The following is a 26,496-nucleotide window of genomic DNA, read 5'->3' as shown; positions in this document are numbered from 1 at the left end:
GTTTGCAGCTGCCGCCGTACACTGGTCCTCGTTGAATCGCAAAACGGAACGAACTGGGAGTAAACGATGCGCAACTTAACCGCCGTCGTCATTGCCTCAGCGATGGTTCTCAGTCACGCCAGCGCAGGAGCAGCAGACACGACGACGATTGACGAGATGCATCATAACGGCGGATTGACGACAGGCAGTATGACGCAAAATCCGCAAAGCCACATGTTTGATGGCATTGAACTTACTGAGCAACAGCGGCAACAAATGCGAGACCTGATGCAGCAAGCGCGACTGGAACGTCCAGCCGTCAGCGTTCAGGATATAGAAACTATGCATGACCTGGTCATTGCAGACAAATTTAACGAATCAGCCATCCGCCTGCAGGCAGAAAAAATTGCCCAGGCACAAGTCGAACAAAACGTTGTGATGGCTCGGGTTCGTAATCAGATGTACCACCTGCTAACGCCTGCACAGCAAGCGACATTGCAGAAGAATTATGAGCGGCGCCTCAATGAAATGCGCAGGCTCTCAGAATTGCAGCCATCATCACCGCTGCAAGCAGTGAGTAGTACCAGCAGTAACCAGTAACATAGTATCCCTGTTTTCCTTGCCATAGACACCATCCCTGTCTTCCCCGCCATGACGGCGGGGTTTTTTTTATCAAAAAATCACAAAAACAAAATCAGCTGATGACCTTTAGCCATCAACCCATGAGGGCTGGGCAGAAGCAACCGGAAAAGGGCTTTGCAGTGGATACTTCTGCATGTGAGTACCATGCATTATCTGCTGGAATCTTGATCTGTAAAACGTTGGAAAGTGGTGTGAACCTCACAGAGTGAACGAAATTCGAAAATTTTTGTATGAAAACATAAGGATAACGCTGTCAGATAGCAGACAATTCTGTCATTCCAATGCGCATTGATTACAAAAAGGAAGGGTATGCCAATAAATATACCTAAATCACATTCTCTCTGGTCTCTATCATCTCCCCGAGCAACATCTTCAGTGGAGTCATTAGCGAAAAGCCAGCAAGAACAGTTGGTTGAAGTGATGTGTTTATGCAAAAATGAAAATATAGGTATAGTGCCGATTCATCTCATTAAATTGCAATGCTTATCCCAGCAAACGAATACCATAATCGGAATTCGTCCGGTTGATATAATGGCAACGGATCTCATCGCAAACGGATATCCGACAAAAGGATTCCACATAAAGGGAAAAAGTGCTGACTGGGGGCCGCAAACATCTTTAATCTGTGTTAAGCAGGAGTTAAGTAAACTTGCTGATCGACCAGAAAAACAAGACGAGTTTAATAAAAAAATACAAGATTGTATGAGCAGTGGTCATGCTAATAAGGTCGGGTTAGAGATCACCAAGGCGAGGCTGGATTTGCTTGTCGAGAATAATTATATCAAAAAGATAAAATATGGTTTCAACCGTCAACCTCTTGAGTTAGAGGCCAGTACGCCAAAAGGTGTTATACATAAGTTTGAGCTGCTACCTGGATCGGATAAAGGAGCCTGGCAAGTTATCTACAACGGAGAACCCGTTGAAGTTTTAACCCCGGTTGGGTCGGGTCAAAAACCCCTTACCGCCGACTACGACCTTTTTATGATTGCACCGGCATTTGAGGACTATGGTGTCGAGGATAAATTAACTGTACATGATGTGTCTCACCATATATTTAAAGAGAGAATGGATAGTTATTCAATTCCTCATGAAAAACTACCTGGTAAATTAAAGGGTGAATATTTAAATAAAGATGAGTTTTATGCGAAGGTAGACAAAGAGGTTGGTAATGTTTCGGTGCGTATTCGCAATATGATATCCAGTATTAATGCATGTCTGGTTGGCAACGGAGAGCCGATTGTGCATCATAGCACTGACACCTGCAATCCTTTGACCGATATTGAAGCAAACTTTCCAGCCGTCTTTACGCTGCCTAAAGCTTTTGGCGAGTTTGGCAGAATATGTGTGGTCAGGAATGTAGAGGAATTAAAATCTTTCGCGCAGAAGGCAAAAGACGAAGGTTATTATGTGCCGTTAAATCCGGTCTGGGACAAAGAAATAACGGATATTCGGTCTTCGAGATTTATGAATGCGAAAAATCTTGCCATCCGGCATTGGAAACAGAGATAACCATTACACTTCAGGTTCGTGCCATCATGTCTGTTCAACTGCATGATACGAAAAATGGCGACTTTTATTGTCGCTGCAACACCATCCAGGCAGCGTTTACCCGCTAATGATAAACTTGAGCCATTCTGAGATTAAACGGGCGCATCATTGAACGTTGCCCGAAGAGGCTAAGGCATGGAACACTCCTATGCAAAGCTGGTGAGCCGCGCAGCGTTGTCTGCCACGGTGCTGGCATCGCTGTTATTAATCGTTAAAATTTTTGCCTGGTGGTATACCGGTTCGGTCAGTGTGCTGGCGGGGTTGGTGGATTCACTCGTGGATATCGCTGCTTCGCTGACCAATCTGCTGGTGGTGCGCTATGCCCTGCAACCTGCGGATGCCGACCATACTTTTGGCCATGGTAAGGCTGAATCCCTGGCGGCACTGGCGCAAAGCATGTTTATTTCCGGATCGGCGTTATTCCTTTTTCTTACCGGTATTCAGCATCTTGCCTCTCCCGAAATCCTGCGAGCTCCACTGGTCGGTATTGTGGTCACGGTGATTGCACTCTGTTCAACGCTGGTGCTGGTCACTTTTCAGCGCTGGGTGGTGCGTCACACCCGTAGCCAGGCGATTCGCGCTGATATGCTGCACTACCAATCCGATGTCATTATGAACGGTGCTATTCTCATAGCGCTCGGCTTAAGCAGCTATGGTTTTTCCCGGGCCGATGCATTATTCGCTTTAGGGATTGGCGTTTATATTCTGTATAACGCGCTGCGTATGGGGTATGAAGCGGTACAGTCACTGCTGGACCGTGCTTTACCGGAAGAGGAACGTCAGGCGATTATTGATTTGATCGCCAACTGGCCGGGCGTACGTGGTGCGCATGACTTACGTACCCGGCAGTCTGGCCCGACGCGCTTTATTCAGTTGCATCTGGAAATGGACGACCATCTGCCGCTGGTGCAGGCACATAAGGTGGCCGATCAAATTGAACAGGCATTGCGTAGCAAGTTTCCTGGCTCCGACGTCATCATCCATCAGGATCCCTGCTCAGTTGTACCGGAAAATCAACAGGGCTTTTTCCAGTTTTAATAGTTTTAAATCATCGTGTTGCGGGATAAAAATGACGGAACGCTAACAACTCTGTAAAAAAATAGCGAAAACTTGTCTGACCTGAATCAATTCAGCAATCAGCCTTTGATATACTATCTCTCAACTATAAGGCCGTGCGATCGCGAGCTGGTCTCCGCAGGGGCACTGGCGGGAATAATCCTTAGTTTTGAACAATCCAGAGGTTGTCATGATCAAAAAAATCGGAGTACTGACCAGCGGCGGCGACGCCCCAGGCATGAACGCAGCCATTCGCGGAGTTGTACGTTCCGCGCTGAGTGAAGGACTTGAAGTTTTTGGCATCTACGACGGCTATCTGGGGCTCTATGAAGACCGTATGATCAATCTCGATCGCTACAGCGTCTCGGATATGATCAATCGTGGTGGTACTTTCCTCGGTTCTGCTCGTTTCCCGGAATTCCGTAACGAAGAAGTTCGTCAGGTTGCCATCGAAAATATGAAAAAGCGCGGCATCGATGCGCTGGTGGTGATTGGTGGTGACGGCTCTTACATGGGTGCTAAGCGCCTGACGGAAATGGGCTTCCCGTGTATTGGCTTGCCGGGCACCATCGACAACGATGTCGCCGGTACTGACTACACCATCGGTTATTTCACCGCGCTGGAAACGGTAGTGGAGGCGATTGACCGCCTGCGTGATACTTCTTCTTCACATCAGCGTATTTCCATCGTTGAAGTGATGGGCCGCTACTGCGGCGATCTGACACTGGCGGCAGCAATTGCTGGTGGCTGTGAATTTATCGTGCTGCCGGAAATTCCTTATACCCGTGAAGAACTGGTCGCTGAAATCAAAGCCGGTATCGCCAAAGGTAAAAAACACGCCATCGTGGCTATCACTGAGCACATCTGTGATATCGACGATCTGGCGCATTACATTGAAGCTGAAACCAAACGCGAAACCCGTGCCACGGTTCTGGGACACATCCAGCGTGGCGGTGCGCCTTGTGCTTATGACCGCATCCTGGCTTCACGTATGGGTGCGTACTCCATTGAACTGCTGCTGCAGGGCTACGGTGGACGTTGCGTAGGTATTCAGAACGAGAAGATGGTGCACCACGACATTATCGATGCCATCGAAAATATGAAACGTCCGTTCAAACGCGACTGGCTGGATACCGCGAAAAAACTCTACTAAATCAGCAAAATCAAGGCGCGTCAGGGTACGCGCCTTTTTTATGCCTGCTCATATTCTCTCCGGTTATAACAGCTTATTTTTAATTCTTTAATCTGTGGATTAGTTTGTGTCAGTCTTGTTCTATAACGACTTCGGAGAGCAAGCAATGAACAAGTGGACTATTGGTGTCACCCTGTTACTGGCTTCAACCAGTGTTTTGGCAAAGGATATTCAGCTGTTAAACGTGTCTTACGATCCGACGCGTGAACTTTACGAGCAGTACAACAAAGCGTTCAGCGCCCATTACAAACAGGAAACCGGTGATAATGTGGTGATCCGCCAGTCGCACGGTGGTTCAGGTAAGCAGGCTACCTCGGTGATCAATGGCATCCGTGCGGATGTGGTGACGCTGGCGCTGCAGTCTGACGTTGATGCCATTGCTGAGCGTGGTCGTATTGATAAAAACTGGATCAAACGTCTGCCTGATAACTCCGCGCCTTACACCTCGACCATTGTATTCCTCGTGCGTAAAGGCAACCCGAAGGGTATCCACGACTGGGCTGATCTGATTAAACCGGGTGTATCGGTGATTACGCCAAATCCGAAGACATCCGGCGGTGCGCGCTGGAACTATCTGGCTGCCTGGGGCTGGGCCCTGGATCAAAATCACGGCGATCAGGCCAAAGCAGAAGCGTACGTCAAAGCGCTGTTTAAGAATGTTGAAGTGCAGGATTCTGGTGCGCGTGGCGCTACCAACACCTTTGTTGAACGCGGTATTGGTGATGTGCTGATTGCCTGGGAAAACGAAGCGTATCTGGCGGTCAACAAACTGGGTAAAGACAAATTTGAAATCATCACACCGAGCGAATCAATCCTTGCCGAACCGACGGTGGCAGTGGTTGATAAAGTGGTCGATGAACGTGGCACCCGTAAAGTGGCAGAGGATTACCTGAAGTATCTCTACTCACCGGAAGGACAGACCATCGCCGCAGAAAACTTCTATCGTCCGCGTGATGAAGCGGTAGCGAAGAAATTTGCCAGCACCTTTGCGCCAGTAAAACTGTTCACTATCGATAGCAAATTTGGCGGCTGGGAGCAGGCACAGAAAACCCACTTTGCTGATGGCGGTACTTACGATCAGGTTATGAAACCGTAATCGTTCTGCCATTAAAGTATCACGGCCAGCCTTTGCTGGCCGTTTTGCTTTGTTGCGCGGCAAAAGTCCGTGACATTCATCAACTGCCAGGCGAGGATGCAGGCAGATGATGAACCGAGGGACCACGCAATGCAGGGCAGCCGTCGTATCCTGAGTCTGATTACCTTATTGCTTGTACTGTTGATTGTCGGCTTAGTACTGGCCGCAATGCACTTCCAGAAAAATTCCAACGCTTTGTGGCAGATTATTAGCGAGAAGTGTCTGCCTGGCATGACGCAACGCGGTGATCCTGCTCCCTGTCAGCAGGTGAATATGGCAAAAGGCTACGTTACGCTGAAAGATCTCAACGGTCCGTTGCAGTATTTGCTGATGCCCATCGAAAAAATCACCGGTATGGAAAGCCCGATTCTGCTGAATCCGGCAACACCGAATTTGTTTGCGGATGCCTGGCAGGAGCGGAGTTTACTGGTGCAGCGCCGTGGTAAACCGATTGCCGACAGTGCGCTATCGCTGGCGATCAACTCACAATATGCTCGTTCACAAAATCAGCTGCACATTCATATTTCCTGTCTGCGGCCGGATGTGCGTCAGCGGCTGGATGCACTGGCTCCGCTGCTCAGCGAGCAATGGCAAAGTGAAACGCTGCAAAAACATCGTTATCAGATACGCACCCTGACAGAGGCGCAGCTGGCGCAGCAAAGCGTTTTTATTCGTCTGGCATTAGAAGTCCCTGACGCACGTAGCGAGATGGGGAAATACGGCATGGCGCTGGCAGCGTTGCCGGATGGTCGCCTGGCGCTGATGGCGATTGAACGCAACTGGGTCAAACTGGAAAGTGGTTCGGCAGAAGAATTGCAGGATCATCGTTGCCAGATTCTGCAATAAAAAAGGCGGCTGTTAAGCCGCCTCGTCATGCATCAGAACGATTACGCGTTTTTCGCTGCGGCGGCAGCTTTCACAATCACCGCAAAGGCGTCAGCTTTCAGTGACGCACCACCAACCAGCGCACCATCGATGTCAGGCTGAGTGAACAGTTCTGCGGCGTTTTTGTCATTAACAGAACCGCCGTACTGGATGATGACCTGGGCAGCCACTGCGGCATCTTTCTTCGCGATATGATCACGAATGAATTTATGCACGGCCTGAGCCTGCGCAGGCGTTGCTGATTTACCAGTACCAATCGCCCATACCGGTTCGTAGGCAATGACGACACCCTGGAAGGCTTCTGCGCCCTGAGTTTCCAGCACTGCGTCGATCTGACGTGCGCAGACTTCTTCAGTTTTGCCCGCTTCGTTTTCTGATTCGGTTTCACCAATACAAAGAACCGGTACCAGGCCAGCAGCTTTCAGCACAGCGAATTTCTTCGCGATAAATTCGTCGCTTTCTTTGTGATAAGTACGACGCTCAGAGTGACCGATGATGATGTATTTGGCGCCGATATCTTTCAGCATGTCAGCTGAAGTTTCGCCGGTGAAAGCGCCAGACAGATTGACGTCGACGTTCTGAGCACCCAGTGCAATGTGGCTACCGGAAATGGCATGTTTTGCCTGAGCAAGATAGAGTGCCGGCGGAGCAATCGCCACACCGCAGCCTTCAACACCAGACAGTTCTTTGCGCAAACCTGCGATCAGCTCGTCAGTCATATGCTTGCTGCCGTTCAGTTTCCAGTTACCCATAACCAGTGGATGTCGCATTCTTTCCTCCGCATAACGCGATTCATGAAATAGCACTGCCCAAAGGCAGCGATGTCTGCCAGACAGTATAGAGATCAAATATGTCGCTGGCTTTGCTTTTCGTCATTTTTGCCGGGGGAGATCAGGGTGTGGCAAGCGCCAGTTTGATCGGCTCTACAGCAAAGGTCAGGCCCTTATCACCGTTGTCCGCGACCACAAAACGCAGCGCCCCTTCATTACGGGAAAAATAGCGTGAACCTTTACCTGCGCTGAGCAGGGAATCGAGCTTTTTACGTCCGTCTTCAGGCGATAACCCGGGGGAGAAAAAGCGCAGCAGGGCGGTCATATAAGCCATGGCCTTTTCCTGGGCATTCTTCTCATCCGGCCCAGGCACCGGCAGCCAGGTTACCTGTAGCGTTTTGATTTTACCGGTGCCTTGCTCCAGCGCCGTAGAGGCATACAGGGTTTCGCTGATTTTGCTGGCAGCCCGCGTCAGGTTGCTTTTATCGTCCTGATTATCGATGGAACGATATTCCATCAACGGCAGGTCAGGGTTGGCGGCATTGTACTTTTCACGAAACTGCGCAATGGTCATATCAAAGGTGGGCGCACCAGGCAGTAAATAAGGGGCCGCAGGCAGATGGTCGCTGCGATCCTGCGGGGGTGCGTCTTCCGCCCAGACGGGAAATGTCAGTGCGAGGCTGAGTAGCAACGCGCCTGGCAGATTCTTCATTGCTTCGGTCCTAACCAATAACGTAGCTAACGATTAGAACGGTTTTTACCAGCGAAAGTCAAAACCCCGGCCTGGAAAAAACTCACATTATGCCGCCCATCAGTTACCAGTAATGTTCGCTGCTCATATGCCCGGGTTTGCGTTTGAAATGCTTGCGCATGCCGCGGTTATCTTTCAGCAATTGCTGGGTATCGCGCACCATTTGTGGGTTGCCGCACAACATGATGTGGCTGGTATCCGCATCCATCGGTAACCCTACTGCCTGTTCCAGTGCGCCGCTTTCAATCAGTGCAGGGACACGACCATGCAGCGAGCCAGCCATCTCTTCACGGCTGGTCACGGTCTGGATATGCAGCTTCCCCTGATAACGCTGCTGTAATTGCTGCATCAGTGGCAGGAAGCTGAGATCGGCGGCATAGCGTGCGGCATGGACCAGCACGATATTCTCGAAACGCTCCAGCCCTGCGCCCTGCTGCAGAATAGACAAATACGGGCCAATGGCGGTGCCAGTGGCCAGCATCCACAGTGTCTGGCAATCAGGAATCTCGTCCAGCACAAAAAAGCCTGACGCTTCTTTCGTCACCATCACCTGATCACCCGGACGCAGCGCCTGTAACCTCGGGCTAAGCTTACCTTCTGGTACCGTGACCAGATAGAACTCGAGCAACGGGTCATGTGGTGCATTGACGTAGGAATAAGCACGCTGCACGCGTTCGCCGTCGATTTCCAGCGCCAGCTTGGCAAATTGCCCGGCGATAAAGGGATCGATGGGTGCCTGCACGCGCAGGCTGAACAGGGCATCGGTCCAGTTTTTGACTTCTTTCACTTCTGCATTGACCCACTCAGCCATGTTCACTCCTTATTGTTGATTTTTCAGGCATGTCACTATCTTCGTCAGCCGCCGGGAAGATTTCCAGTCCCTGGCTGGGTAAATGGCTCTCAGCGACAAATGCAGCGCACTTTGCTTCAACTGTAGCGGGTGCTTTACAGACTGGTATCAGAGCTTGACGAAGACAGGTAAATTGCTTTGGTCTCCCCCCTCGCTTTGTCATCGAATCCTGATATTTTTGCCGCCATTCATAACAGGCGGCATTTTTTACTGCTGTCTTTACTTTATTTCTCAGACAGACATTTTGTTCTATGTTGATATCTAAAACGGAAAATCGCCGCTTACTGTTGATGTTGATCGTGCTGGTGGCCGTCGGGCAGATGGCGCAAACCATCTATGTACCCGCGATGGCAGCTATGGCTGATGCTTTTAACGTGCACAGCGGGGCTATACAGCAGGTCATGGCAGGCTATCTGATCACTTACGGCGGATCACAGCTGATCTATGGTCCACTCTCCGATAGCATCGGGCGGCGGCCGGTGATCCTTGCTGGAATGACGATCTTTGCCTGCGGTGCCCTGATCGCGCTATTTGCTCCTTCACTGCACATCCTGATATTAGGTAGTGCTGTCCAGGGACTGGGTACGGGCGTGGCTGGGGTGATGGCCCGAACCATGCCGCGCGATCTTCACCAGGGGACGGCATTGCGTCAGGCCAATAGCCTGTTAAATATGGGCATTCTGGTTAGCCCGTTGCTGGCACCGGTTATCGGAGCCTTACTGACGCAGCTGTTTGGCTGGCATGCCTGTTTTGCCTTTTTGCTGCTGCTGTGTCTTGGTGTGACAGCGGCAATGGCGCGCTGGCTGCCAGAAACCAGACCCGCCGAAACACCGGCGACGCCCTTTCTGCGGCGCTATGCCACCTTACTCAGCGATGGCCACTTTGTCCGTTATTTGCTACTGCTGATTGGCGCGCTGGCGGGTATTGCGGTATTTGAAGCCAGCTGTGGCGTGCTGCTGGGTGGCGTGCTGGGACTGGATGGTTTGACGGTCAGCATCCTGTTTATCCTGCCGATTCCGGCCGCCTTTTTCGGTGCCTGGTTTGCCGGACGCGAACAAAAATCCTGGCACACGTTGATGTGGTACGGCGTGAACAGCTGCCTGCTGGCGGGATTGATGATGTGGGTTCCGGCGTGGTTTGGCGTGATGAATATCTGGACGCTTCTGGTGCCTGCGGCGCTGTTTTTCTTCGGTGCGGGGATGTTGTTTCCGCTGGCGACGTCCGGCGCGATGGAGCCCTACGCGTGGCTGGCAGGTAGCGCCGGAGCGCTGATTGGCGGCTTACAGAATCTGGGGTCTGGCCTGGTGGCGTGGCTTTCGGCGATGATGCCGCAGCGTGATCAGTTCAGCCTCGGCATGTTGATGTTTGCCACCGCGCTGGTGATGCTGCTGTGCTGGTGGCCGCTCTCACGCCATCCCGAGAGCGGCAGGCAGACGGTTACAGGATAAACGGGTGCAGCGCCGCATCTTTACGATCCAGATAGTGGATCGACTGAATGCGGCGAATGGTGCGCGATTTACCGCGAATCAGCAGCGTTTCGCTGGTCGCGATATTCCCTTTACGCGTGATGCCTTTAAGTAAGTCGCCGGTGGTGATGCCAGTGGCAGCAAAAATTACGTTATCGTTGCGCGCCATCTGCTCCAGCGTCAGCACCTTACCTGCTTCAATCCCCATTTCGGCACAGCGTTGTAATTCCTGTTCGCCAAGGCGGCGATTTTCTTCGCTGTCACCTTTCACCTGGTGACGCGGCAGCAGGCGTGCCTGCATGTCGCCATCCAGCGCGCGAATCACCGCCGCAGAGACCACCCCTTCCGGCGCACCGCCAATTCCGTACAGCACATCCACTTCACTATCGGGCATGCAGGTGAGAATGGATGCCGCGACGTCACCATCCGGAAAGGTAAAGACCCGCACACCGAGTTGTTGCAGTTGCGCAATCACCGCATCGTGACGCGGCTTTGCCAGAATGGACACTGTCAGCTGGCTGAGTGATTTGCCCAAGGCTGTCGCGATGTTTGTCAGGTTGGTTTCCAGTGGCAGATTGAGGTCGATAGCGCCATGCGCGCCTGGACCAACAATCAATTTTTCCATGTACATATCAGGTGCGTGCAGGAAACTGCCTTTATCGCCTACCGCCAACACCGCCAGCGCATTGGCCTGGCCTAACGCAGTCATGCGCGTGCCTTCAATCGGATCAACGGCGATATCGACCGCATCGCCCTGGCCGGTCCCCACCTTTTCACCAATATAGAGCATTGGCGCTTCGTCGATTTCTCCTTCGCCGATCACTATCTGACCATTGATATCGATGGTGTTCAGCATAATACGCATGGCGTTGACGGCAGCGCCGTCGGCAGCATTCTTGTCGCCGCGTCCTAACCAGTGATAGCCCGCCAGCGCGGCGGCTTCGGTAACGCGGGAAAATTCAATCGCGAGTTCTCGTTTCATGGTCTGCACCTGACAAAAAACAGGCGGGCAGTGTAGCACAGCGGGGTAAAGCGGCGGGAAAAACCCGCGGCAGGGTGCCGCGGGTTGCAGGGGGATTACTCGTCGTGTTCTTCCCAGGCCTGAGCGCGAGCGACAGCTTTTTTCCAGCCCGCATAGCGGACGTTACGCTCGGTGGTTTCAATGCTTGGGCGGAATTCGCGTTCAATTACCGCCTTGGAGCGGACTTCTTCCAGATCATTCCAGAAGCCGACAGCCAGGCCGGCCAGATATGCTGCACCCAGCGCGGTGACTTCGCGCACTTCCGGGCGTTCAACACGGGTGCCCAGAATGTCGGACTGGAACTGCATCAGGAAGTTGTTAGCCACGGCACCACCATCCACGCGCAGAGATTGCAGGCGGGTGTTGGCATCATTTTGCATCGCTTCCAGCACATCACGCGTCTGGAAGGCAATCGACTCCAGCGTGGCGCGAATCAGATGGTTGCCGTTAACACCACGCGTCAGGCCAAAGATCGCACCACGTGCATACGGGTCCCAATACGGGGCACCGAGGCCGGTGAAGGCGGGCACCATATATACGCCGTTGCTGTCTTTCACTTTCTGCGCGAAGTATTCAGAGTCAGCAGCATCGCTGAACAGCTTCATCTCGTCACGCAGCCACTGGATGGCCGCACCACCGATAAACACCGCACCTTCCAGTGCATAGTTCACCTCGCCACGTGGGCCGCAGGCGATGGTTGTCAGCAGACCATGAGTGGAGGTCACAGCTTCGGTACCGGTGTTCATCAGCATAAAGCAGCCAGTACCATAGGTGTTTTTCGCCATACCCGGCTGCACACACAGCTGGCCATAAAGCGCTGCCTGCTGGTCACCAGCAATCCCGGCAATCGGAATACGCGTACCGCCTTTACCACCAATGTTGGTCTGGCCGTAGATTTCAGAAGAGCCTTTCACTTCCGGCAACATTTCACGCGGAATGTCGAGGATTTCGAGCATACGCTCATCCCACTTCAGCTCGTGAATGTTATACATCATGGTACGTGAGGCGTTGGTGTGGTCGGTGATATGCACACGGCCCTGGGTCATTTTCCACACCAGCCAGGTATCCACGGTGCCGAACAGCAGCTCGCCACGTTTGGCACGTTCGCGCGCACCTTCGACGTTATCGAGGATCCACTTCACTTTGGTGCCGGAGAAGTACGGGTTAATCACCAGACCGGTGGTGTGCTGGATATACTCTTCCAGGCCTTCTTTCTTCAGCTTGTTACAGTAATCCGCAGTACGCGGGTCCTGCCAGACGATGGCGTTATAAACCGGGTTGCCAGTCTCTTTATCCCAGACGATGGCGGTTTCACGCTGGTTAGTGATACCAATCGCAGCGATTTCGTCAGAACGGATGTTGGCATGGGCCAGCACTTCAACCAGCGTCGAACTTTGTGACGCCCAAATGTCCATTGGGTCATGTTCAACCCAGCCCGCTTTCGGGTAGATCTGGGTGAATTCACGCTGCGAGACAGCGACGATGTTGGCGTCATGGTCCAGAATCACAGCACGAGAACTGGTTGTGCCCTGGTCGAGCGCGACGATGTATTTTTTATCTGTCGTAGTCATATGATTTTCCTGATGATCTAAAAGTGAATCTTACGCTTTACGCTGCTCAGCGCGCGCGACCTGATTTTCTGTCTTGCTGGTTACTGCGACGTTAACTGGCAGGTGACGGCCAATCAGTGCGCGGTAACCGAAAGCTCCGAGGCAGGCACCAACCAGCGGGCCAAAAATCGGAACCAGGAAGTAAGGGATATCTTTGCCACCGGTGAAGGCGACGTTGCCCCAGCCTGCCAGCCATGCGAACACCTTCGGACCGAAGTCACGAGCCGGGTTCAGGGCGAAGCCAGTCAGCGGACCCATAGAGCCACCGATCACCGCCACCAGCAGACCAATCAACAGCGGTGCCAGCGGACCACGCGGCACACCGTTGCCATCATCGGTCAGCGCCATGATGAGAGACATCAATACCGCCGTAATCACCATTTCAACCAGGAATGCCTGACCTACACTGATATGGGGATTCGGATAGGTAGAGAAGATACCTGCCAGCTGGAGGCTATCCACGCTGCCGCGTACCATCTGATGACTTTGTTCGAAATCGAAGAACAAATTGTAGTAAAGGCCGTAGACCAGCGCCGCCGCACAGAACGCACCTGCAACCTGCGCCACAATGTAAGGCAGCACTTTGCGACCTTCAAAGTTGGCAAACAGGCAAAGCGCTACGGTTACCGCCGGATTGAGATGAGCGCCTGAAACGCCAGCACTCAGATAAACCGCCATGGAGACAGCTAAACCCCAGATAATACAAATTTCCCATTGGCCGAAGCTGGCTCCGGCAAGTTTCAGTGCAGCAACACAGCCCGCGCCGAAAAAGATAATCAAACCGGTACCAAGAAACTCGGCGATGCACTGACCTGTTAGTGTGTTCGTTGTCTGGCTCATAATGGCATTCCTGAAGCGAGGTTAAATTTTATCAGTTGTTGTTCTCAATCCGTTGAGTCACCCAGCGCTCTTGTAGGGCTGCTGTAAATTTATCGTTAACGAGCATAAACGAGAAATAGCGAAATTGAATTCTGTGTGGTCTGTCATAAAAATGCGCGTTTTCGCGTCTTTTGCGTTTTTTTAAGCGCTATTACCCCCGGTTGTGAATCAGAAATTTCTCGCCAATATGGATAAATACGCTCAATGGGACGTAATTTTTTAGGCATTGACTGAAAAGTGTTACAGACTCCCTTTGCAGGCCTTGCGCCGCTGGACTTGCCGGGGCGCGCTACATACAATCGGGACATCGTTGCTGGCCGCGTCATGGACGGGCGCGCGTTGCGTCGGGTCGGCACCATCAACGCCTTGCAAGATTTAGGAGAGGTCAGAAAGATGTCATTTGAAGTGTTCGAAAAACTGGAAGCGAAAGTACAGCAGGCGATTGATACCATCACCCTGCTGCAGATGGAAATCGAAGAGCTGAAAGAGCAGAACAATACGCTGAAGAATGAAGTTCAGCAGTCTTCCGGTAACCAGGATGCGCTGGTGCGTGAAAACCAACAGCTTAAAGAAGAACAGCATGTGTGGCAGGATCGGCTGCGCGCTCTGCTGGGAAAAATGGAAGAAGTCTAAGCGTACTTTGAACGGCTTAACACAACGGGTGCCGCGGCACCCGTTTTCGTTTCTGGGATTACTCGATATCGAGTGCGTCTTCCGACAGGATCATCCCGGTATTGTCAGCGTAGAGATGGTCGCCGGAAAAGAAGGTCACGCCACCAAAATTGACGCGCACATCGCTCTCACCAATCCCTTCCCCGGCAGCACCGGCTGGAATGGCTGCAATCGCCTGAATGCCAAGCTCCAGCTCCTCCAGTTCGTCAACCTGACGTACCGATCCGTACACCACGATGCCTTCCCACTCGTTTTGCACCGCCAGACGAGCCAGCTGCGCATCCACCAGTGCACGGCGCACAGAACCACCGCCATCAACCAGTAAAATACGACCCCGGCCATTTTCTTCCAGCAGGTCATACAGCAGGCCGTTGTCTTCAAAACATTTCACTGTGGTTATCTGACCACCGAATGAGGTGCGTCCACCAAAGTTCGAAAAAAGCGGTTCAACAACATTCACTTCTTCATGGTAGATGTCGCAGAGTTCAGATGTATCGTATTTCATAGGGATGTCGTCTGTTTGCCACAGGAGCGGTAAGTATATCGCTATCTGGCAAGTGTTGGCAAAATCATCACCCTATAAAAAAAGCGCTGCATCAATATCCTGCGCAAAAAAATGCCCGGCACAGTGGCCGGGCATTGTTGTTGTGGCAGTGGCTTACAGGATAAAGCGGCTGAGGTCTTCGTCGGCCACCAACTGATCCAGATGCTTGCCGACATACTCCGCGTCGATGATGATCGATTCACCATCAAGATCGCTGGCGGCGTAGGAGATATCTTCCATCAGACGTTCCAGCACCGTATGCAAACGACGTGCACCGATATTCTCAGTGGTTTCGTTCACCTGCCATGCTGCTTCGGCAATGCGGCGAATACCGTCTTCAGTGAAATCAACGTTCACGCCTTCGGTTGCCATCAGCGCCTTGTACTGCACGGTGACAGAGGCATTTGGCTCAGTCAGGATGCGCTCAAAGTCGTTCACCGTCAGCGCCTGAAGTTCCACACGAATCGGCAGACGACCCTGCAATTCCGGAATCAGGTCCGACGGGCTGGCGACCTGGAACGCACCGGAAGCGATAAACAGGATGTGATCGGTTTTCACCATGCCGTGTTTGGTGGAGACGGTACAACCTTCCACCAGCGGCAGCAGGTCGCGCTGTACGCCTTCACGCGAGACATCCGGGCCGGATGACTGGCCGCGTTTACAGATTTTGTCGATCTCATCGATAAACACGATGCCATGTTGTTCAACCGCTTCGATGGCGTCCTGCTTCAGTTCTTCCGGGTTCACCAGCTTGGCGGCTTCTTCTTCAATCAGCAGCTTCATGGCGTCTTTGATTTTCAGCTTGCGCGGCTTCTGCTTCTGTCCACCCAGATTCTGGAACATGGACTGCAGCTGGCTGGTCATCTCTTCCATGCCCGGCGGGGCCATGATTTCCACGCCCATCGGTGCGGCAGCCAGATCGATTTCGATCTCTTTGTCGTCCAGCTGACCTTCACGCAGTTTTTTGCGGAAAGACTGGCGAGCGGCAGAAGGCTCGGCGGTATGCTCTGGCTGGCCCCAGTTATTTTTTGCTGGCGGGATGAGTGCATCGAGAATGCGGTCTTCTGCCATCTCTTCAGCACGGTATTTATTTTTCTCAATCGCCTGAATACGCACCATTTTCACGGCAGCGTCGGTCAGATCGCGAATGATGGAGTCCACTTCTTTGCCGACGTAACCGACTTCGGTGAATTTGGTGGCTTCCACTTTGATGAACGGCGCATGCGCCAGTTTTGCCAGACGACGGGCAATCTCGGTTTTACCGACACCGGTCGGACCGATCATCAGGATGTTTTTCGGGGTGACTTCATGGCGCAGCTCTTCGTCAAGCTGCATGCGACGCCAGCGGTTACGCAGCGCAATGGCCACAGCACGTTTCGCACCATCCTGGCCAATGATAAAGCGATTCAGTTCGCTGACAATCTCGCGGGGAGTCATCTCAGACATGATTCAGATCCTTACGCCTTAGAGGGTAATTCTTCAAAGTTAACATTATGGTTGGTGTAGATGCAGATATCGCCAGCGATATTCAGCGCTTTAGCCACGATATCTTTCGCACCTAAATCAGTATTTTCCAGCAGGGCGCGTGCCGCTGCCTGGGCGTAAGGTCCACCCGAACCGATAGCAATCAGATCGTTTTCCGGCTGGATAACGTCACCGTTGCCGCTGATGATCAGTGAAGCGGATTCGTCCGCCACCGCCAGCAGGGCTTCGAGGCGACGTAGCATACGATCGGTACGCCAGTCTTTAGCCAGCTCGACGGCAGCTTTCACCAAATGTCCCTGGTGCATTTCCAGCTTGCGCTCGAACAGTTCGAAGAGGGTGAAGGCATCTGCAGTGCCACCAGCGAAACCGGCGATGACTTTGTCGTTATAAAGACGACGCACTTTTTTAACGTTGCCTTTCATTACGGTATTGCCGAGAGTAGCCTGGCCATCACCGCCAATCACTACCTGGCCGTTGCGTCGTACACTTACTATTGTTGTCACGGGCAGACCCCTTGTTGCAGTAGAAAAGGACTCCGCGCACCTGGCGCGGAGTATCATGCAAACTGATATGGGGTAGTAATCAGGAGTTTCAACCCCGATTCACCCGTCATATTACGGGGCTCGGGGGAACTCAGATTATTCAGGGGATAGCGAGGGGAATACAGCTTCCGTGGCCGGAACTGTGCAGGCGTTTCACCGTGCTGTCAGCGCTGCTGCGATCCTTGAAGGGGCCAATGACTACACGATTCCAGCCGCCACCAGTGGTAATCCGGCTTTCAAAGCCTTCGAAGGCAAGTGCCGCTCGTGCAGACTCCGCCTGGTCAGTTCCCTTAAACGAACCACACTGCACCATCCAGCGCTGCGACGATGCCTTCTCTACTGGCTTCGCTTTCACGGTTTCCTGTGGCCGGGTCTGCTGCTCGGGCTCACGCGTAATGGGAGCGGGCTGCTGCTGTGGCTGACGGGTGACCGGTTGCTGCTGCATCTGCTGATGTTGTGGCTGCTGTTGCTGGACCTGCTGCTGACGCTGCACCTGTTGTTGTTGCACCTGTTGCTGGCGCTGCAATTGTTGTTGCTGCTGCTGACGTTGCAGGGTTTGCTGGCGCTGTGCCGGAGTTTGTTCATTCCACGGCACTTCATTCAGCTGAGTAGGCTGCTGGCGCATATCCGCCTGCATCTGTTCCAGTAGCTGGCGTTGCTCATCGGTCAGCTGCGTTTGCGACTGAATGCCGCCACCGGCAGAAGGTTCCGTGGGTGTGGGCACGGTCAGCTGGCGGTTTTCCAGCTCTTTGATGTACTTCCAGCGCTCTTCCGGTTTCGGCGGCAGCCCATTACCCGCCGCTTTGTGATCCGGCATCACTGGCGTCTCTTCTTTCTTATGATGGGAGATGAACCATAAGCCACCGGCAAAGGTGACCAGTACGGCCGCAGCCAGTACGATCATCAGTTTGGAGGTGCCAGAACCGCCTTTGCTTTTCTTGCTGCGGCCTGTGCTTTTTTTGCGACGCGTCCCTGTTGAACGCCCGCGGCCTACGTAATCTCTTTGTGCCACTCTCGTTCTGATACCCTTCAAAAAAATGCGGGCCTGTAAATATGCTGTTAATAGCCCGGCAAGGAATTCGCCATGTTACTCAAGGGCCGGAACTTTGACCAGCGGAGTCTGCCTTCAGAATCCGCTGAAAATGCGGTGTAAAGGTGGTCATTTTTCACGTTTTGCAGCAGGGGCCGTGCTTCCACGCACGCGTAGTTCCGCATCCAGCAGGCGTGAACCGTTATTGACGCGTTTCCCCTGCAACTCATCCAGCAGCAGTAGCATCGCCTCTCGACCGATATCAAACCGTGGCTGGGCGACGGTGGTCAGCGGCGGATCGTAATATTGCGCCAGTTCGATGTCGTCGAAACCTACCACCGAAAGGTCCTGTGGGATCCGCATACCCAGTTTGCGTGCCTGATTCATGGCACCCAGCGCCATCAGGTCGCTATGACAAAACAGCGCTTTCGGTGGATTGGGCAGGCTCATCAGTTGCTTTAACGCGTTGGCTCCGGCTTCGAAGGTAAAATCGCCATGCACAATCAGCGTGGGATCGACCGGCAGGCTGCTACGGCGCAGCGCCTGAATGTAGCCCTGCAAACGATACTGGCACAGCGGGATATGTTCGGGGCCGGTAATACAAGCGATCTGACGATGACCGAGTTGCAGCAAATGGTTCACCGCTTCAAATGCGGCAGTTAGGTTATCGATGTGTACTGTGGGTAACGCCATCTCCGGCGCGAATTCATTCCCCATCACCATTGGTGGCAGGTTGCGTTGATCCTCTACACCGGCCTCAAAGGGCAGCTGCGAACCGAGCAGCACCATGCCGTCGATCTGGCGTGTCAGCATCAGATTGAGAAAGGTTTTTTCCTGCTGATTCTGATGCGCGCAATCGCCAATCAACACCAGATAACCTTCCTGGGCGGCAGTCACTTCTATGCCGCGGATGATTTCGCTGAAAAAAGGGTCACAAATGTCGGGCACAATCACCAGAATGGTTTGCGTCTCGCCACGTTTGGCATTGCGTGCCAGGCCGTGTGGGGAGTAACCGACGGCAATCACTGCCTGTTCCACTTTCTGCCGGGTGGCAGCCGAGACTTTTTCCGGATTCATCAGCGCACGAGAAACCGTGGCAGTCGAAACACCGGCTTTCTCTGCCACATCTTTCATCGTGGCGGCGGATGAGGATTGCTTCTGGTCCAACGTTTTACTCCTGACGCAGTTCGGCGCATTGAATGTCTGTCGAAAGCCGGGCATCTGCCGGGTCGGGCACTATTGTTAACCGAACCCCGGTTGGTGTTGTTACTTAATTTGCATAAAAATTGTGACTTGTGCGACTTTTTTCGATCCGGCTCGCAGATGTGGCGCACGTTAACTCTCGGTCGGGTCGATATCCAGCGTCCATTTGACCTTACGCGCAGCGGGTAGCGTGCTAACCAGAGGTAGCGAGCTGCTCAGCAATTGCTGCAGACGTTTACGTGATGGATGTTGCAGCAGCAGCTGCCAACGCCAGCGTCCGCTGCGCTTGGGTTGCAGCGCCGGAACAGGCCCCATCAGCCATAGCGCCTGATCTTTCAGCGGACTGGCTTCCAGTAAGTTTCTTAACTGGCTGAGAAATTCGGCTGCCTGCTGATTATCCATATCTTCCGCGCGAAACAGCGCGTGACTGGTCCAGGGCGGCAGATGGACCGACTGACGCTCCAGCAACGCCTGCTCGGCAAACGCGAAATAACCGCGATGCAACAGGGTTTGCAGTAGCGGATGCTCGGGATGGTGCGTTTGCAACAACACTTCGCCTTGCTTGCCCGCACGGCCCGCGCGCCCGGCAACCTGAGTATAGAGCTGGGCGAAACGCTCGGCGGCACGGAAATCAGCGGAAAACAGCGCGCCATCGACATCTAATAATGAAACCAATGTAACATCGGGGAAATGATGACCTTTTGCCAGCATCTGCGTTCCCACCAGAATGCGCGCCCCGCCGCGATGCACATCCGCCAGATGCTGCTCCAGCGCGCCTTTACGGCTGGTGGTATCGCGGTCGATGCGTGAGACTGGCACCCCAGGGAAGAGGGTGCCGAGCTGTTGCTCCAGCTGCTCCGTGCCGACACCGACCGGCATCAGGTGGGTAGAACCACATTGCGGACACTGATGGGGCAAGGGGCGCTGGCTATCGCAATGATGACAGCGTAGCTGACGGTGATGCTGGTGCAGGGTGTAATAACGATCGCAGCGCTGGCACTCGGCCAGCCAGCCGCAGTCATGGCACATCAGGGCCGGCGAAAAACCGCGTCGGTTCAGGAACAGCAGTACCTGATTATTCGCCTGTAAATGCTGACGCATTTTGCCCAGCAGTGCGGGTGCCAGTCCGCCTTTCAACTGCTGTCCTTTGAGATCAACCAATTGCTGCAGTGCAGGTTTGGCATTACCGGCGCGTTTGGTGAGATTGAGCTGGCGATATTTGCCATTGCGCACATTGTGCAGCGTTTCCAGTGCCGGAGTGGCAGAACCCATGACAATCGGAATATCTTCCTCATGGGCGCGAAACACCGCCAGATCGCGCGCCTGATAACGCCAGCCTTCCTGTTGTTTGTAGGAGCTGTCGTGTTCTTCATCAATAATGATCACCCCGGGACGCGCCAGCGGGGTAAACAGCGCCGAACGGGTGCCAATCACAATCGCCGTTTCGCCATTGCGTGCGCGCAGCCAGACGGCGAGGCGCTCGCTGTCATTGAGCGCCGAGTGCAGTACATCTATCGGTGCATGGAAGCGTTCACGAAAGCGGGCAATGGTTTGTGGCGTCAGACCGATTTCCGGCACCAGTACCAGCGCCTGTTTTCCTCGCGCCAGCACATTTTCCAGCACGCTGAGATAGACCTCGGTTTTGCCCGAACCGGTGATACCGGCCAGCAGCCAGGCGGCGTAGTGATCGTCTTCGCTGCGAATGGCACCCACTGCCATCGCCTGATCGGTATTAAGGCGTAGTCTCTCACCTTTAACGGCGAAAGTGTCGCGCCAGTCATGCACCTGCGCAGCGTGTTCACGCAAATCACACAAGCCTTTGGCGCGTAACGCCTGCAAAGCGGCATCGGTGAGATCATGGTCGCTTACCTGATGACGATAAAGTGGCTGTTGCCGCAGTGCGGCCAGCGCCTGCTGTTGCTTGCGTGCGCGCTTTAGGCTCTCTAACGCCACTTCGCGTCCGGCATCATTAATTACCCACTGCCATAGCGGTGCTTCCTGGGCGGGTTTGCCCTGACGCAACAATACCGGTATGGCATGGTTCAGCACTTCACCCAGCGGTGAATGATAATACTGAGCCGCCCACTGTAAAATGCGCCATAACGCGGGAGAATAAAGGCTGCTGCTATCGAGTATCTCATCGATCTGCTTCAGCTGTGCCAGCGGCAAATCACTGGTTTCACGCACTCCGACGACGATGCCCACCATTTTGCGGTTACCAAACGGCACGCTGACGCGCACGCCTGTGACCGGCTGCGGCGCATCGGCAGGCAGCAGGTAGTCAAACAGGCGAGGCAGCGGGACGGGCAGGGCAACCTGAACAACGGGCATGACAATCTCTATCCGGTTCTGTAATAAGGAGAAGTAGTGTACACGCTGGCGCAGCAAGCGGATATCTTGCCAAAAGCGGTCATTTTCTGTATACTGCGCGCCGCCTTTGATGAGAAACGCTCGTCAAAGCATACACATATTGTTCAACCGCGTGTGGTGCTGTGCAGGTTTAACCTGGCACGGAGAGCGACACGGCCTTTTATGAGGTTCTCCCATGAAACAAGGTATTCACCCGAAATACGAAGCAGTGACCATCACTTGCTCTTGCGGTAACGTGATCCACACTCGCTCTACCATGAGCCACGACCTGAACTTGGACGTGTGCGGCAACTGCCACCCGTTCTACACTGGTAAGCAGCGTGTTGTTGACACCGGTGGCCGTGTTGATCGCTTCAACAAGCGTTTCAGCCTGCCGACCAGCAAGAAATAAGATTATTTGTCGTCGGCTCTTACGAGAGTCGGCTACAAGAAAAAACCCAGCTTCGGCTGGGTTTTTTTGTTTCTGGCTTCAGTATTCCCAGGTATCGGGATTGATGCCCATCTCACGCATGATCTTCTTCGCTTCTTCCGGGATCTCATCACTACGTTCTTTACGCAGATCAACGTCGTCCGGCAGAGGCTGACCGGTGAAAGCATGCAGGAAGGCTTCGCACAGCAGCTCACTGTTCGTGGCATGACGCAGGTTGTTCACCTGACGGCGGGTACGCTCGTCCGTTAAAATCTTCAGCACTTTCAGCGGGATAGAAACCGTAATCTTTTTGACCTGCTCGCTTTTCTTACCGTGCTCAGCGTAAGGGCTGATATATTCGCCGTTCCATTCAGCCATGGGTTACCTTAATCAATAAAAGTGGAAAGTGGGGAAATCCGTTGATTATGCCCGATTTTTTGGTGCCTGACCCCTGAAAATGCAGGTTTTATGCTTAAACATCACTTTCCCGAAGAAAGCGCGTTTTGAACACCAGGCGATGACGCGTAATTTTAGCGGGTATTGATGCTTTGCTCAATCTATACGCAAAGACATTTAGATGTCCAGATGTATTGACGTCCATTCTTGGAATGCTATCCTGTGGCCTCTTCTTTTTACTCTTCAGGAACAGTAAGCACCATGACGCGTAAACAGGCAACCATCGCAGTGCGCAGCGGTTTGAATGATGACGAGCAATATGGCTGCGTTGTCCCACCGATTCACCTCTCCAGCACCTATAACTTTCTCGACTTCAATGAGCCTCGCGCGCACGACTACTCTCGTCGCGGTAACCCTACGCGTGATGTGGTGCAGCGTGCGCTGGCCGAGCTGGAAGGTGGCGCAGGCGCGGTATTAACTAATACCGGCATGTCCGCGATTCATCTGGTGACCACGGTGTTCCTGAAGCCGGGCGATTTGCTGGTGGCTCCGCATGACTGTTACGGCGGCAGCTATCGTCTGTTCGACAGCCTGAGCAAACGCGGCGCGTACCGGGTGAAATTTGTCGATCAGGGTGATAAAGCGGCATTGCAGGCTGCACTGGCGGAAAAACCGAAACTGGTACTGGTCGAAAGCCCGAGCAATCCTTTATTACGCGTGGTGGATATTGCCGCGATTTGCCAGGCCGCGCGTGAGGCCGGTGCTATCAGTGTGGTGGATAACACCTTCCTCAGCCCGGCGCTGCAAAACCCGCTGGCGCTGGGCGCTGATCTGGTGCTGCATTCCTGCACCAAATACCTCAATGGTCACTCCGATGTGGTGGCGGGTGTGGTCATTGCGAAAGATCCGGCACTGGTGACCGAGCTGGCCTGGTGGGCCAATAATATCGGCGTGACCGGTGCCGCTTTTGATAGTTACCTGCTGCTGCGTGGCCTGCGTACCCTGGCACCGCGTATGGCGGCGGCACAGCGTAATGCACTGGCGATTGTTGATTACCTAAAGCAACAACCGCTGGTAAAAAAACTGTATCATCCCTCCCTGCCGGAAAATGCCGGTCACGAGTATGCGGTACGTCAACAGCGCGGTTTTGGTGCCATGTTAAGTTTCGAGCTGGACGCCGACGAAAACCGGTTGCGCCGTTTTCTGAAAGCGTTACAGCTGTTTACGCTGGCGGAGTCGCTGGGCGGTGTTGAAAGCCTGATTTCGCATACCGCCACCATGACGCATGCCGGCATGTCTGCCGAAGCGCGCGCAGCAGCGGGAATTTCTGAAACGTTGCTCCGCATTTCTGTCGGAATTGAAGATCACGAAGATTTAATCGCCGATCTGGATAATGCATTCAGGATCGCAGCCGAGGGGTAACCATGACGATTTCAGCAGGCGCGGGAACGCCGACCAGTAAGCAGTTGCACAAATTTGGTGGCAGTAGCCTGGCCGATGCGCGTTGCTATCAGCGCGTAGCCACTATTATGGCGGATTACAGCCAGCCGGGCGATATGATGGTGGTCTCTGCCGCAGGCAGTACCACTAACCAGCTGATTAGCTGGCTCAAGCTGAGCCAAAGTGATCGGTTGTCTGCGCATCAGGTGCAACAGGCGTTACGGCGTTTCCACAGTGAGCTGATCGCTGCGCTGCTGCCTGCTGAAACCGCAGAAACCCTCACCACCACCTTTATCCGCGATCTGGAAAAACTGGCAGTGCTGCTGGATGGCACCATTACCGATGCGGTTTACGCCGAAGTGGTCGGGCATGGCGAAATTTGGTCGGCGCGGCTGATGGCAGCGGTGCTGAGCCAACGTGATATTGAAGCGGTTTGGCTCGATGCACGCGATTTCCTGCGCGCCGAACGCGCTGCACAGCCACAGGTTGATGAAGGAAAATCCTGGCCGTTGTTGCAGGCGCTGTTGACGCAACATCCGCATAAGCGCCTGGTAGTGACCGGATTTATCAGCCGTAACGAGGCGGGTGAAACCGTTTTGCTGGGCCGTAACGGTTCGGACTATTCGGCCACACAGATTGGCGCGCTGGCCGGTGTCGGGCGCGTGACCATCTGGAGTGACGTTGCCGGGGTTTACAGTGCGGATCCGCGCAAAGTTTCCGATGCCTGTCTGCTGCCGTTACTGCGTCTGGATGAAGCCAGCGAGTTGGCTCGTCTTGCTGCGCCGGTGCTGCATACCCGCACTCTGCAACCGGTGTCGAACAGCGATATCGACCTGCAACTACGTTGCAGTTATCAGCCGGAACAGGGGTCTACGCGTATTGAGCGCGTACTGGCTTCGGGCACCGGGGCGCGTATTGTCACCAGCCACGATGATGTTTGCCTGATTGAGATTCAAATCCCTGACAACCACGACTTCGCCATTCTGAACAAAGAGATTGATCTGCTGCTCAAGCGCGCGCAGTTGCGACCGCTGGCAGTGGGGACGCACCCGGATCGCCAGCTTTTGCAGCTGTGCTACACCTCAGAGGTCGTGAATAGCGCCTTTAACCTGTTGCAGGACGCCGCATTGCCGGGTCATCTGCAACTGCGTGATGGTTTAGCACTGGTGGCGTTGGTGGGGGCGGGCGTGACGCGCAACCCATTACACAGCCACCGTTTCTGGCAGCAAATTAAAGACCAGCCGGTCGAGTTTGTCTGGCAGTCAGATGAACATATCAGCATCGTGGCGGTGCTGCGTGTCGGTCCGACCCAGCATTTGATTCAGGGGCTGCATCAGTCACTGTTTCGTGCAGAAAAGCGTATTGGCCTGATGCTGTTCGGTAAAGGCAACATCGGTTCACGCTGGCTGGAGCTGTTTGCACGCGAGCAGGAGATATTGTCGGGGCGCACCGGGTTTGAGTTCGTGCTGGCAGGTGTGGCGGACAGCCGCCGTAGCCTGCTGAGCTATGACGGGCTTGAGGCGAGTCGGGCACTGGCGTTCTTTGATGATGAAGCCGAGGAGCGCGATGAAGAGTCGCTGTTCCTGTGGATGTGTGCGCACCCGTTTGATGATTTGGTGGTGCTGGATGTCACCGCCAGCGAGCCGCTGGCGCAGCAGTATCTGGATTTCGCCAGCCACGGTTTTCACGTTATCAGCGCCAACAAGGTTGCCGGTGCATCGAATAGCCAGAGCTGGCGACAGATCCGCGATGCCTTTGCCAAAACCGGTCGCCATTGGTTATATAACGCCACCGTGGGTGCGGGTCTGCCGGTAAACCATACGGTGCGTGATTTGCGTGAGAGTGGGGATGCGATTCTGGCCATCAGCGGTATTTTCTCGGGCACGCTCTCCTGGCTGTTCCTGCAATTTGATGGCACCGTGCCCTTCACCGAATTGGTGGATCAGGCGTGGCAGCAGGGGCTGACGGAGCCCGATCCGCGCGTTGACCTTTCGGGCCTGGACGTGATGCGCAAGCTGGTGATTCTGGCGCGTGAAGCGGGGTACAACATCGAGCCGGATCAGGTGCGGGTGGAATCGCTGGTGCCCGCCAGCTGTGAAGGTGAATCGATCGATCACTTCTTTGAGAACGCGGACGAATTGAATGATCAGATGCTCCAGCGTCTGGAAGCGGCACAGGAGATGGGGCTGGTACTGCGTTATGTGGCGCGCTTCGATGCCAATGGCAAAGCACGTGTAGGGGTTGAAGCGGTGCGCCCTGAGCATCCGCTGGCGGCGCTGCTGCCGTGTGACAACGTGTTTGCTATCGAAAGCCGCTGGTATCGCGACAACCCGCTGGTGATTCGTGGACCAGGTGCCGGACGTGACGTCACCGCCGGGGCCATTCAGTCGGATATCAACCGGCTCGCGCAACTGCTGTAATTTGCCTTCCTCCAGCAGACGGCTCCCTGTCGTCTGCTTTATTCATTTTCCCCGCTTCGATCATGAAACTCTTTCATGTTGGTTGAATTTTTGTCACGCCTGTTTATTAATTTTCAGTTGACGCTACGCTGCGGATCGTTCATTTTGTGCATCTGGACGTCTAAACGTATGGATGTTCGCGGGCCGCAAATAATCGATGTG

Annotated in this window: 24 protein-coding genes; 11 read left to right on the top strand and 13 right to left on the bottom strand. The window is 53.8% G+C overall.

From position 1 onward, the window contains the following. The first annotated feature begins 66 nt into the window (after positions 1–66). The 6 genes from cpxP to AC6I8X_RS19600 all read left to right on the top strand — a co-directional run bounded on the left by cpxP (position 67) and on the right by AC6I8X_RS19600 (position 6,398). Positions 67–579: a cell-envelope stress modulator CpxP gene (cpxP, locus tag AC6I8X_RS19625; RefSeq protein ID WP_084877906.1), complete on the top strand. Its 513-nt coding sequence runs from the start codon at positions 67–69 to the stop codon at positions 577–579. A gap of 351 nt (positions 580–930) precedes the next feature. After that, entirely contained in the window at positions 931–2,130 is a 1,200-nt protein-coding gene (locus AC6I8X_RS19620) for an anthrax toxin-like adenylyl cyclase domain-containing protein (protein ID WP_313681808.1), read from the top strand. A 174-nt stretch (positions 2,131–2,304) separates the two neighbouring features. Then, on the top strand, positions 2,305–3,207 hold the full coding sequence (fieF, locus tag AC6I8X_RS19615; protein ID WP_299448503.1) for a CDF family cation-efflux transporter FieF: 903 nt from the start codon (positions 2,305–2,307) through the stop codon (positions 3,205–3,207). Between the two features lie 208 nt (positions 3,208–3,415). Next, complete coding sequence (gene pfkA / locus AC6I8X_RS19610; RefSeq protein ID WP_084877898.1) at positions 3,416–4,378, top strand: 6-phosphofructokinase; 963 nt, start codon at positions 3,416–3,418, stop codon at positions 4,376–4,378. Between the two features lie 145 nt (positions 4,379–4,523). Further along, the gene (locus tag AC6I8X_RS19605) at positions 4,524–5,513 is read left to right on the top strand and encodes a sulfate ABC transporter substrate-binding protein (RefSeq protein WP_299448499.1); all 990 of its coding nucleotides are present in this window, start codon (positions 4,524–4,526) and stop codon (positions 5,511–5,513) included. A gap of 129 nt (positions 5,514–5,642) precedes the next feature. Beyond that, on the top strand, positions 5,643–6,398 hold the full coding sequence (locus AC6I8X_RS19600; protein WP_497840326.1) for a CDP-diacylglycerol diphosphatase: 756 nt from the start codon (positions 5,643–5,645) through the stop codon (positions 6,396–6,398). A gap of 41 nt (positions 6,399–6,439) precedes the next feature. On the opposite strand, the gene tpiA is transcribed toward AC6I8X_RS19600, so the two are convergent. The 3 genes from tpiA to fpr all read right to left on the bottom strand — a co-directional run bounded on the left by tpiA (position 6,440) and on the right by fpr (position 8,769). Further along, positions 6,440–7,207 (bottom strand): triose-phosphate isomerase, encoded by a 768-nt coding sequence (gene tpiA, locus AC6I8X_RS19595; RefSeq protein WP_084877893.1) that lies wholly within the window; start codon positions 7,205–7,207, stop codon positions 6,440–6,442. 121 nt (positions 7,208–7,328) lie between these two features. Next, complete coding sequence (locus AC6I8X_RS19590) at positions 7,329–7,919, bottom strand: YiiQ family protein (protein WP_299448496.1); 591 nt, start codon at positions 7,917–7,919, stop codon at positions 7,329–7,331. Positions 7,920–8,022: 103 nt separating this feature from the next. Next, positions 8,023–8,769 (bottom strand): ferredoxin--NADP(+) reductase, encoded by a 747-nt coding sequence (fpr, locus tag AC6I8X_RS19585; RefSeq protein WP_313681818.1) that lies wholly within the window; start codon positions 8,767–8,769, stop codon positions 8,023–8,025. A 290-nt stretch (positions 8,770–9,059) separates the two neighbouring features. Between fpr and emrD the strand changes: the two genes are divergently transcribed. Then, positions 9,060–10,256 (top strand): multidrug efflux MFS transporter EmrD, encoded by a 1,197-nt coding sequence (gene emrD, locus AC6I8X_RS19580; RefSeq protein ID WP_313681820.1) that lies wholly within the window; start codon positions 9,060–9,062, stop codon positions 10,254–10,256. On the opposite strand, the gene glpX is transcribed toward emrD, so the two are convergent. The 3 genes from glpX to AC6I8X_RS19565 form a co-directional block, all read right to left on the bottom strand. Next, the gene (gene glpX, locus AC6I8X_RS19575; RefSeq protein ID WP_313681821.1) at positions 10,246–11,256 is read right to left on the bottom strand and encodes a class II fructose-bisphosphatase; all 1,011 of its coding nucleotides are present in this window, start codon (positions 11,254–11,256) and stop codon (positions 10,246–10,248) included. The two genes, emrD and glpX, sit on opposite strands and share 11 nt — an antisense overlap. Positions 11,257–11,351: 95 nt before the next feature. Then, positions 11,352–12,866, bottom strand: a complete 1,515-nt coding sequence (gene glpK / locus AC6I8X_RS19570) for a glycerol kinase GlpK (protein WP_299448488.1) — start codon at positions 12,864–12,866, stop codon at positions 11,352–11,354. A gap of 30 nt (positions 12,867–12,896) precedes the next feature. Beyond that, on the bottom strand, positions 12,897–13,745 hold the full coding sequence (locus AC6I8X_RS19565; RefSeq protein ID WP_299448486.1) for an MIP/aquaporin family protein: 849 nt from the start codon (positions 13,743–13,745) through the stop codon (positions 12,897–12,899). A gap of 432 nt (positions 13,746–14,177) precedes the next feature. On the opposite strand from AC6I8X_RS19565, the gene zapB reads away from it, so the two are divergent. Continuing rightward, positions 14,178–14,417, top strand: a complete 240-nt coding sequence (gene zapB, locus AC6I8X_RS19560; protein WP_208716896.1) for a cell division protein ZapB — start codon at positions 14,178–14,180, stop codon at positions 14,415–14,417. A gap of 58 nt (positions 14,418–14,475) precedes the next feature. Here zapB and rraA read toward each other — a convergent pair whose 3' ends face one another. The 6 genes from rraA to priA all read right to left on the bottom strand — a co-directional run bounded on the left by rraA (position 14,476) and on the right by priA (position 21,591). Beyond that, entirely contained in the window at positions 14,476–14,961 is a 486-nt protein-coding gene (gene rraA / locus AC6I8X_RS19555; RefSeq protein WP_313681826.1) for a ribonuclease E activity regulator RraA, read from the bottom strand. A 153-nt stretch (positions 14,962–15,114) separates the two neighbouring features. Further along, positions 15,115–16,446, bottom strand: coding sequence for an ATP-dependent protease ATPase subunit HslU (gene hslU / locus AC6I8X_RS19550; protein ID WP_299448479.1), 1,332 nt, complete (start codon positions 16,444–16,446; stop codon positions 15,115–15,117). Between the two features lie 11 nt (positions 16,447–16,457). Then, positions 16,458–16,988 carry an ATP-dependent protease subunit HslV gene (hslV, locus tag AC6I8X_RS19545; RefSeq protein ID WP_084877866.1) on the bottom strand — a complete coding sequence of 177 codons (531 nt, stop codon included), beginning with the start codon at positions 16,986–16,988 and terminating at the stop codon, positions 16,458–16,460. A gap of 139 nt (positions 16,989–17,127) precedes the next feature. Next, a complete protein-coding gene (gene ftsN, locus AC6I8X_RS19540) occupies positions 17,128–18,039 on the bottom strand; it encodes a cell division protein FtsN (RefSeq protein ID WP_497840325.1) in 912 nt (303 codons plus the stop codon). 147 nt (positions 18,040–18,186) lie between these two features. After that, on the bottom strand, positions 18,187–19,224 hold the full coding sequence (gene cytR / locus AC6I8X_RS19535; protein ID WP_299448475.1) for a DNA-binding transcriptional regulator CytR: 1,038 nt from the start codon (positions 19,222–19,224) through the stop codon (positions 18,187–18,189). A 168-nt stretch (positions 19,225–19,392) separates the two neighbouring features. Next, positions 19,393–21,591, bottom strand: coding sequence for a primosomal protein N' (gene priA, locus AC6I8X_RS19530; RefSeq protein ID WP_497840324.1), 2,199 nt, complete (start codon positions 21,589–21,591; stop codon positions 19,393–19,395). Positions 21,592–21,805: 214 nt separating this feature from the next. Here priA and rpmE point away from each other — a divergent pair, with 214 nt between their 5' ends. Beyond that, positions 21,806–22,021 (top strand): 50S ribosomal protein L31, encoded by a 216-nt coding sequence (rpmE, locus tag AC6I8X_RS19525; RefSeq protein WP_084877857.1) that lies wholly within the window; start codon positions 21,806–21,808, stop codon positions 22,019–22,021. Positions 22,022–22,099: 78 nt separating this feature from the next. On the opposite strand, the gene metJ is transcribed toward rpmE, so the two are convergent. After that, entirely contained in the window at positions 22,100–22,417 is a 318-nt protein-coding gene (gene metJ, locus AC6I8X_RS19520; protein WP_013510984.1) for a met regulon transcriptional regulator MetJ, read from the bottom strand. 279 nt (positions 22,418–22,696) lie between these two features. On the opposite strand from metJ, the gene metB reads away from it, so the two are divergent. Further along, positions 22,697–23,857 (top strand): cystathionine gamma-synthase, encoded by a 1,161-nt coding sequence (gene metB / locus AC6I8X_RS19515; protein ID WP_084877855.1) that lies wholly within the window; start codon positions 22,697–22,699, stop codon positions 23,855–23,857. A gap of 2 nt (positions 23,858–23,859) precedes the next feature. Then, a complete protein-coding gene (locus AC6I8X_RS19510; RefSeq protein ID WP_497840323.1) occupies positions 23,860–26,295 on the top strand; it encodes a bifunctional aspartate kinase/homoserine dehydrogenase II in 2,436 nt (811 codons plus the stop codon). Positions 26,296–26,496 lie beyond the last annotated feature (201 nt).

Source organism: Pantoea sp. X-Soil-TKNS-1280 (assembly GCF_059730475.1).
Note: the sequence above shows the minus strand (reverse complement) of the source record. Positions and strands in the feature narration are given on the sequence as shown.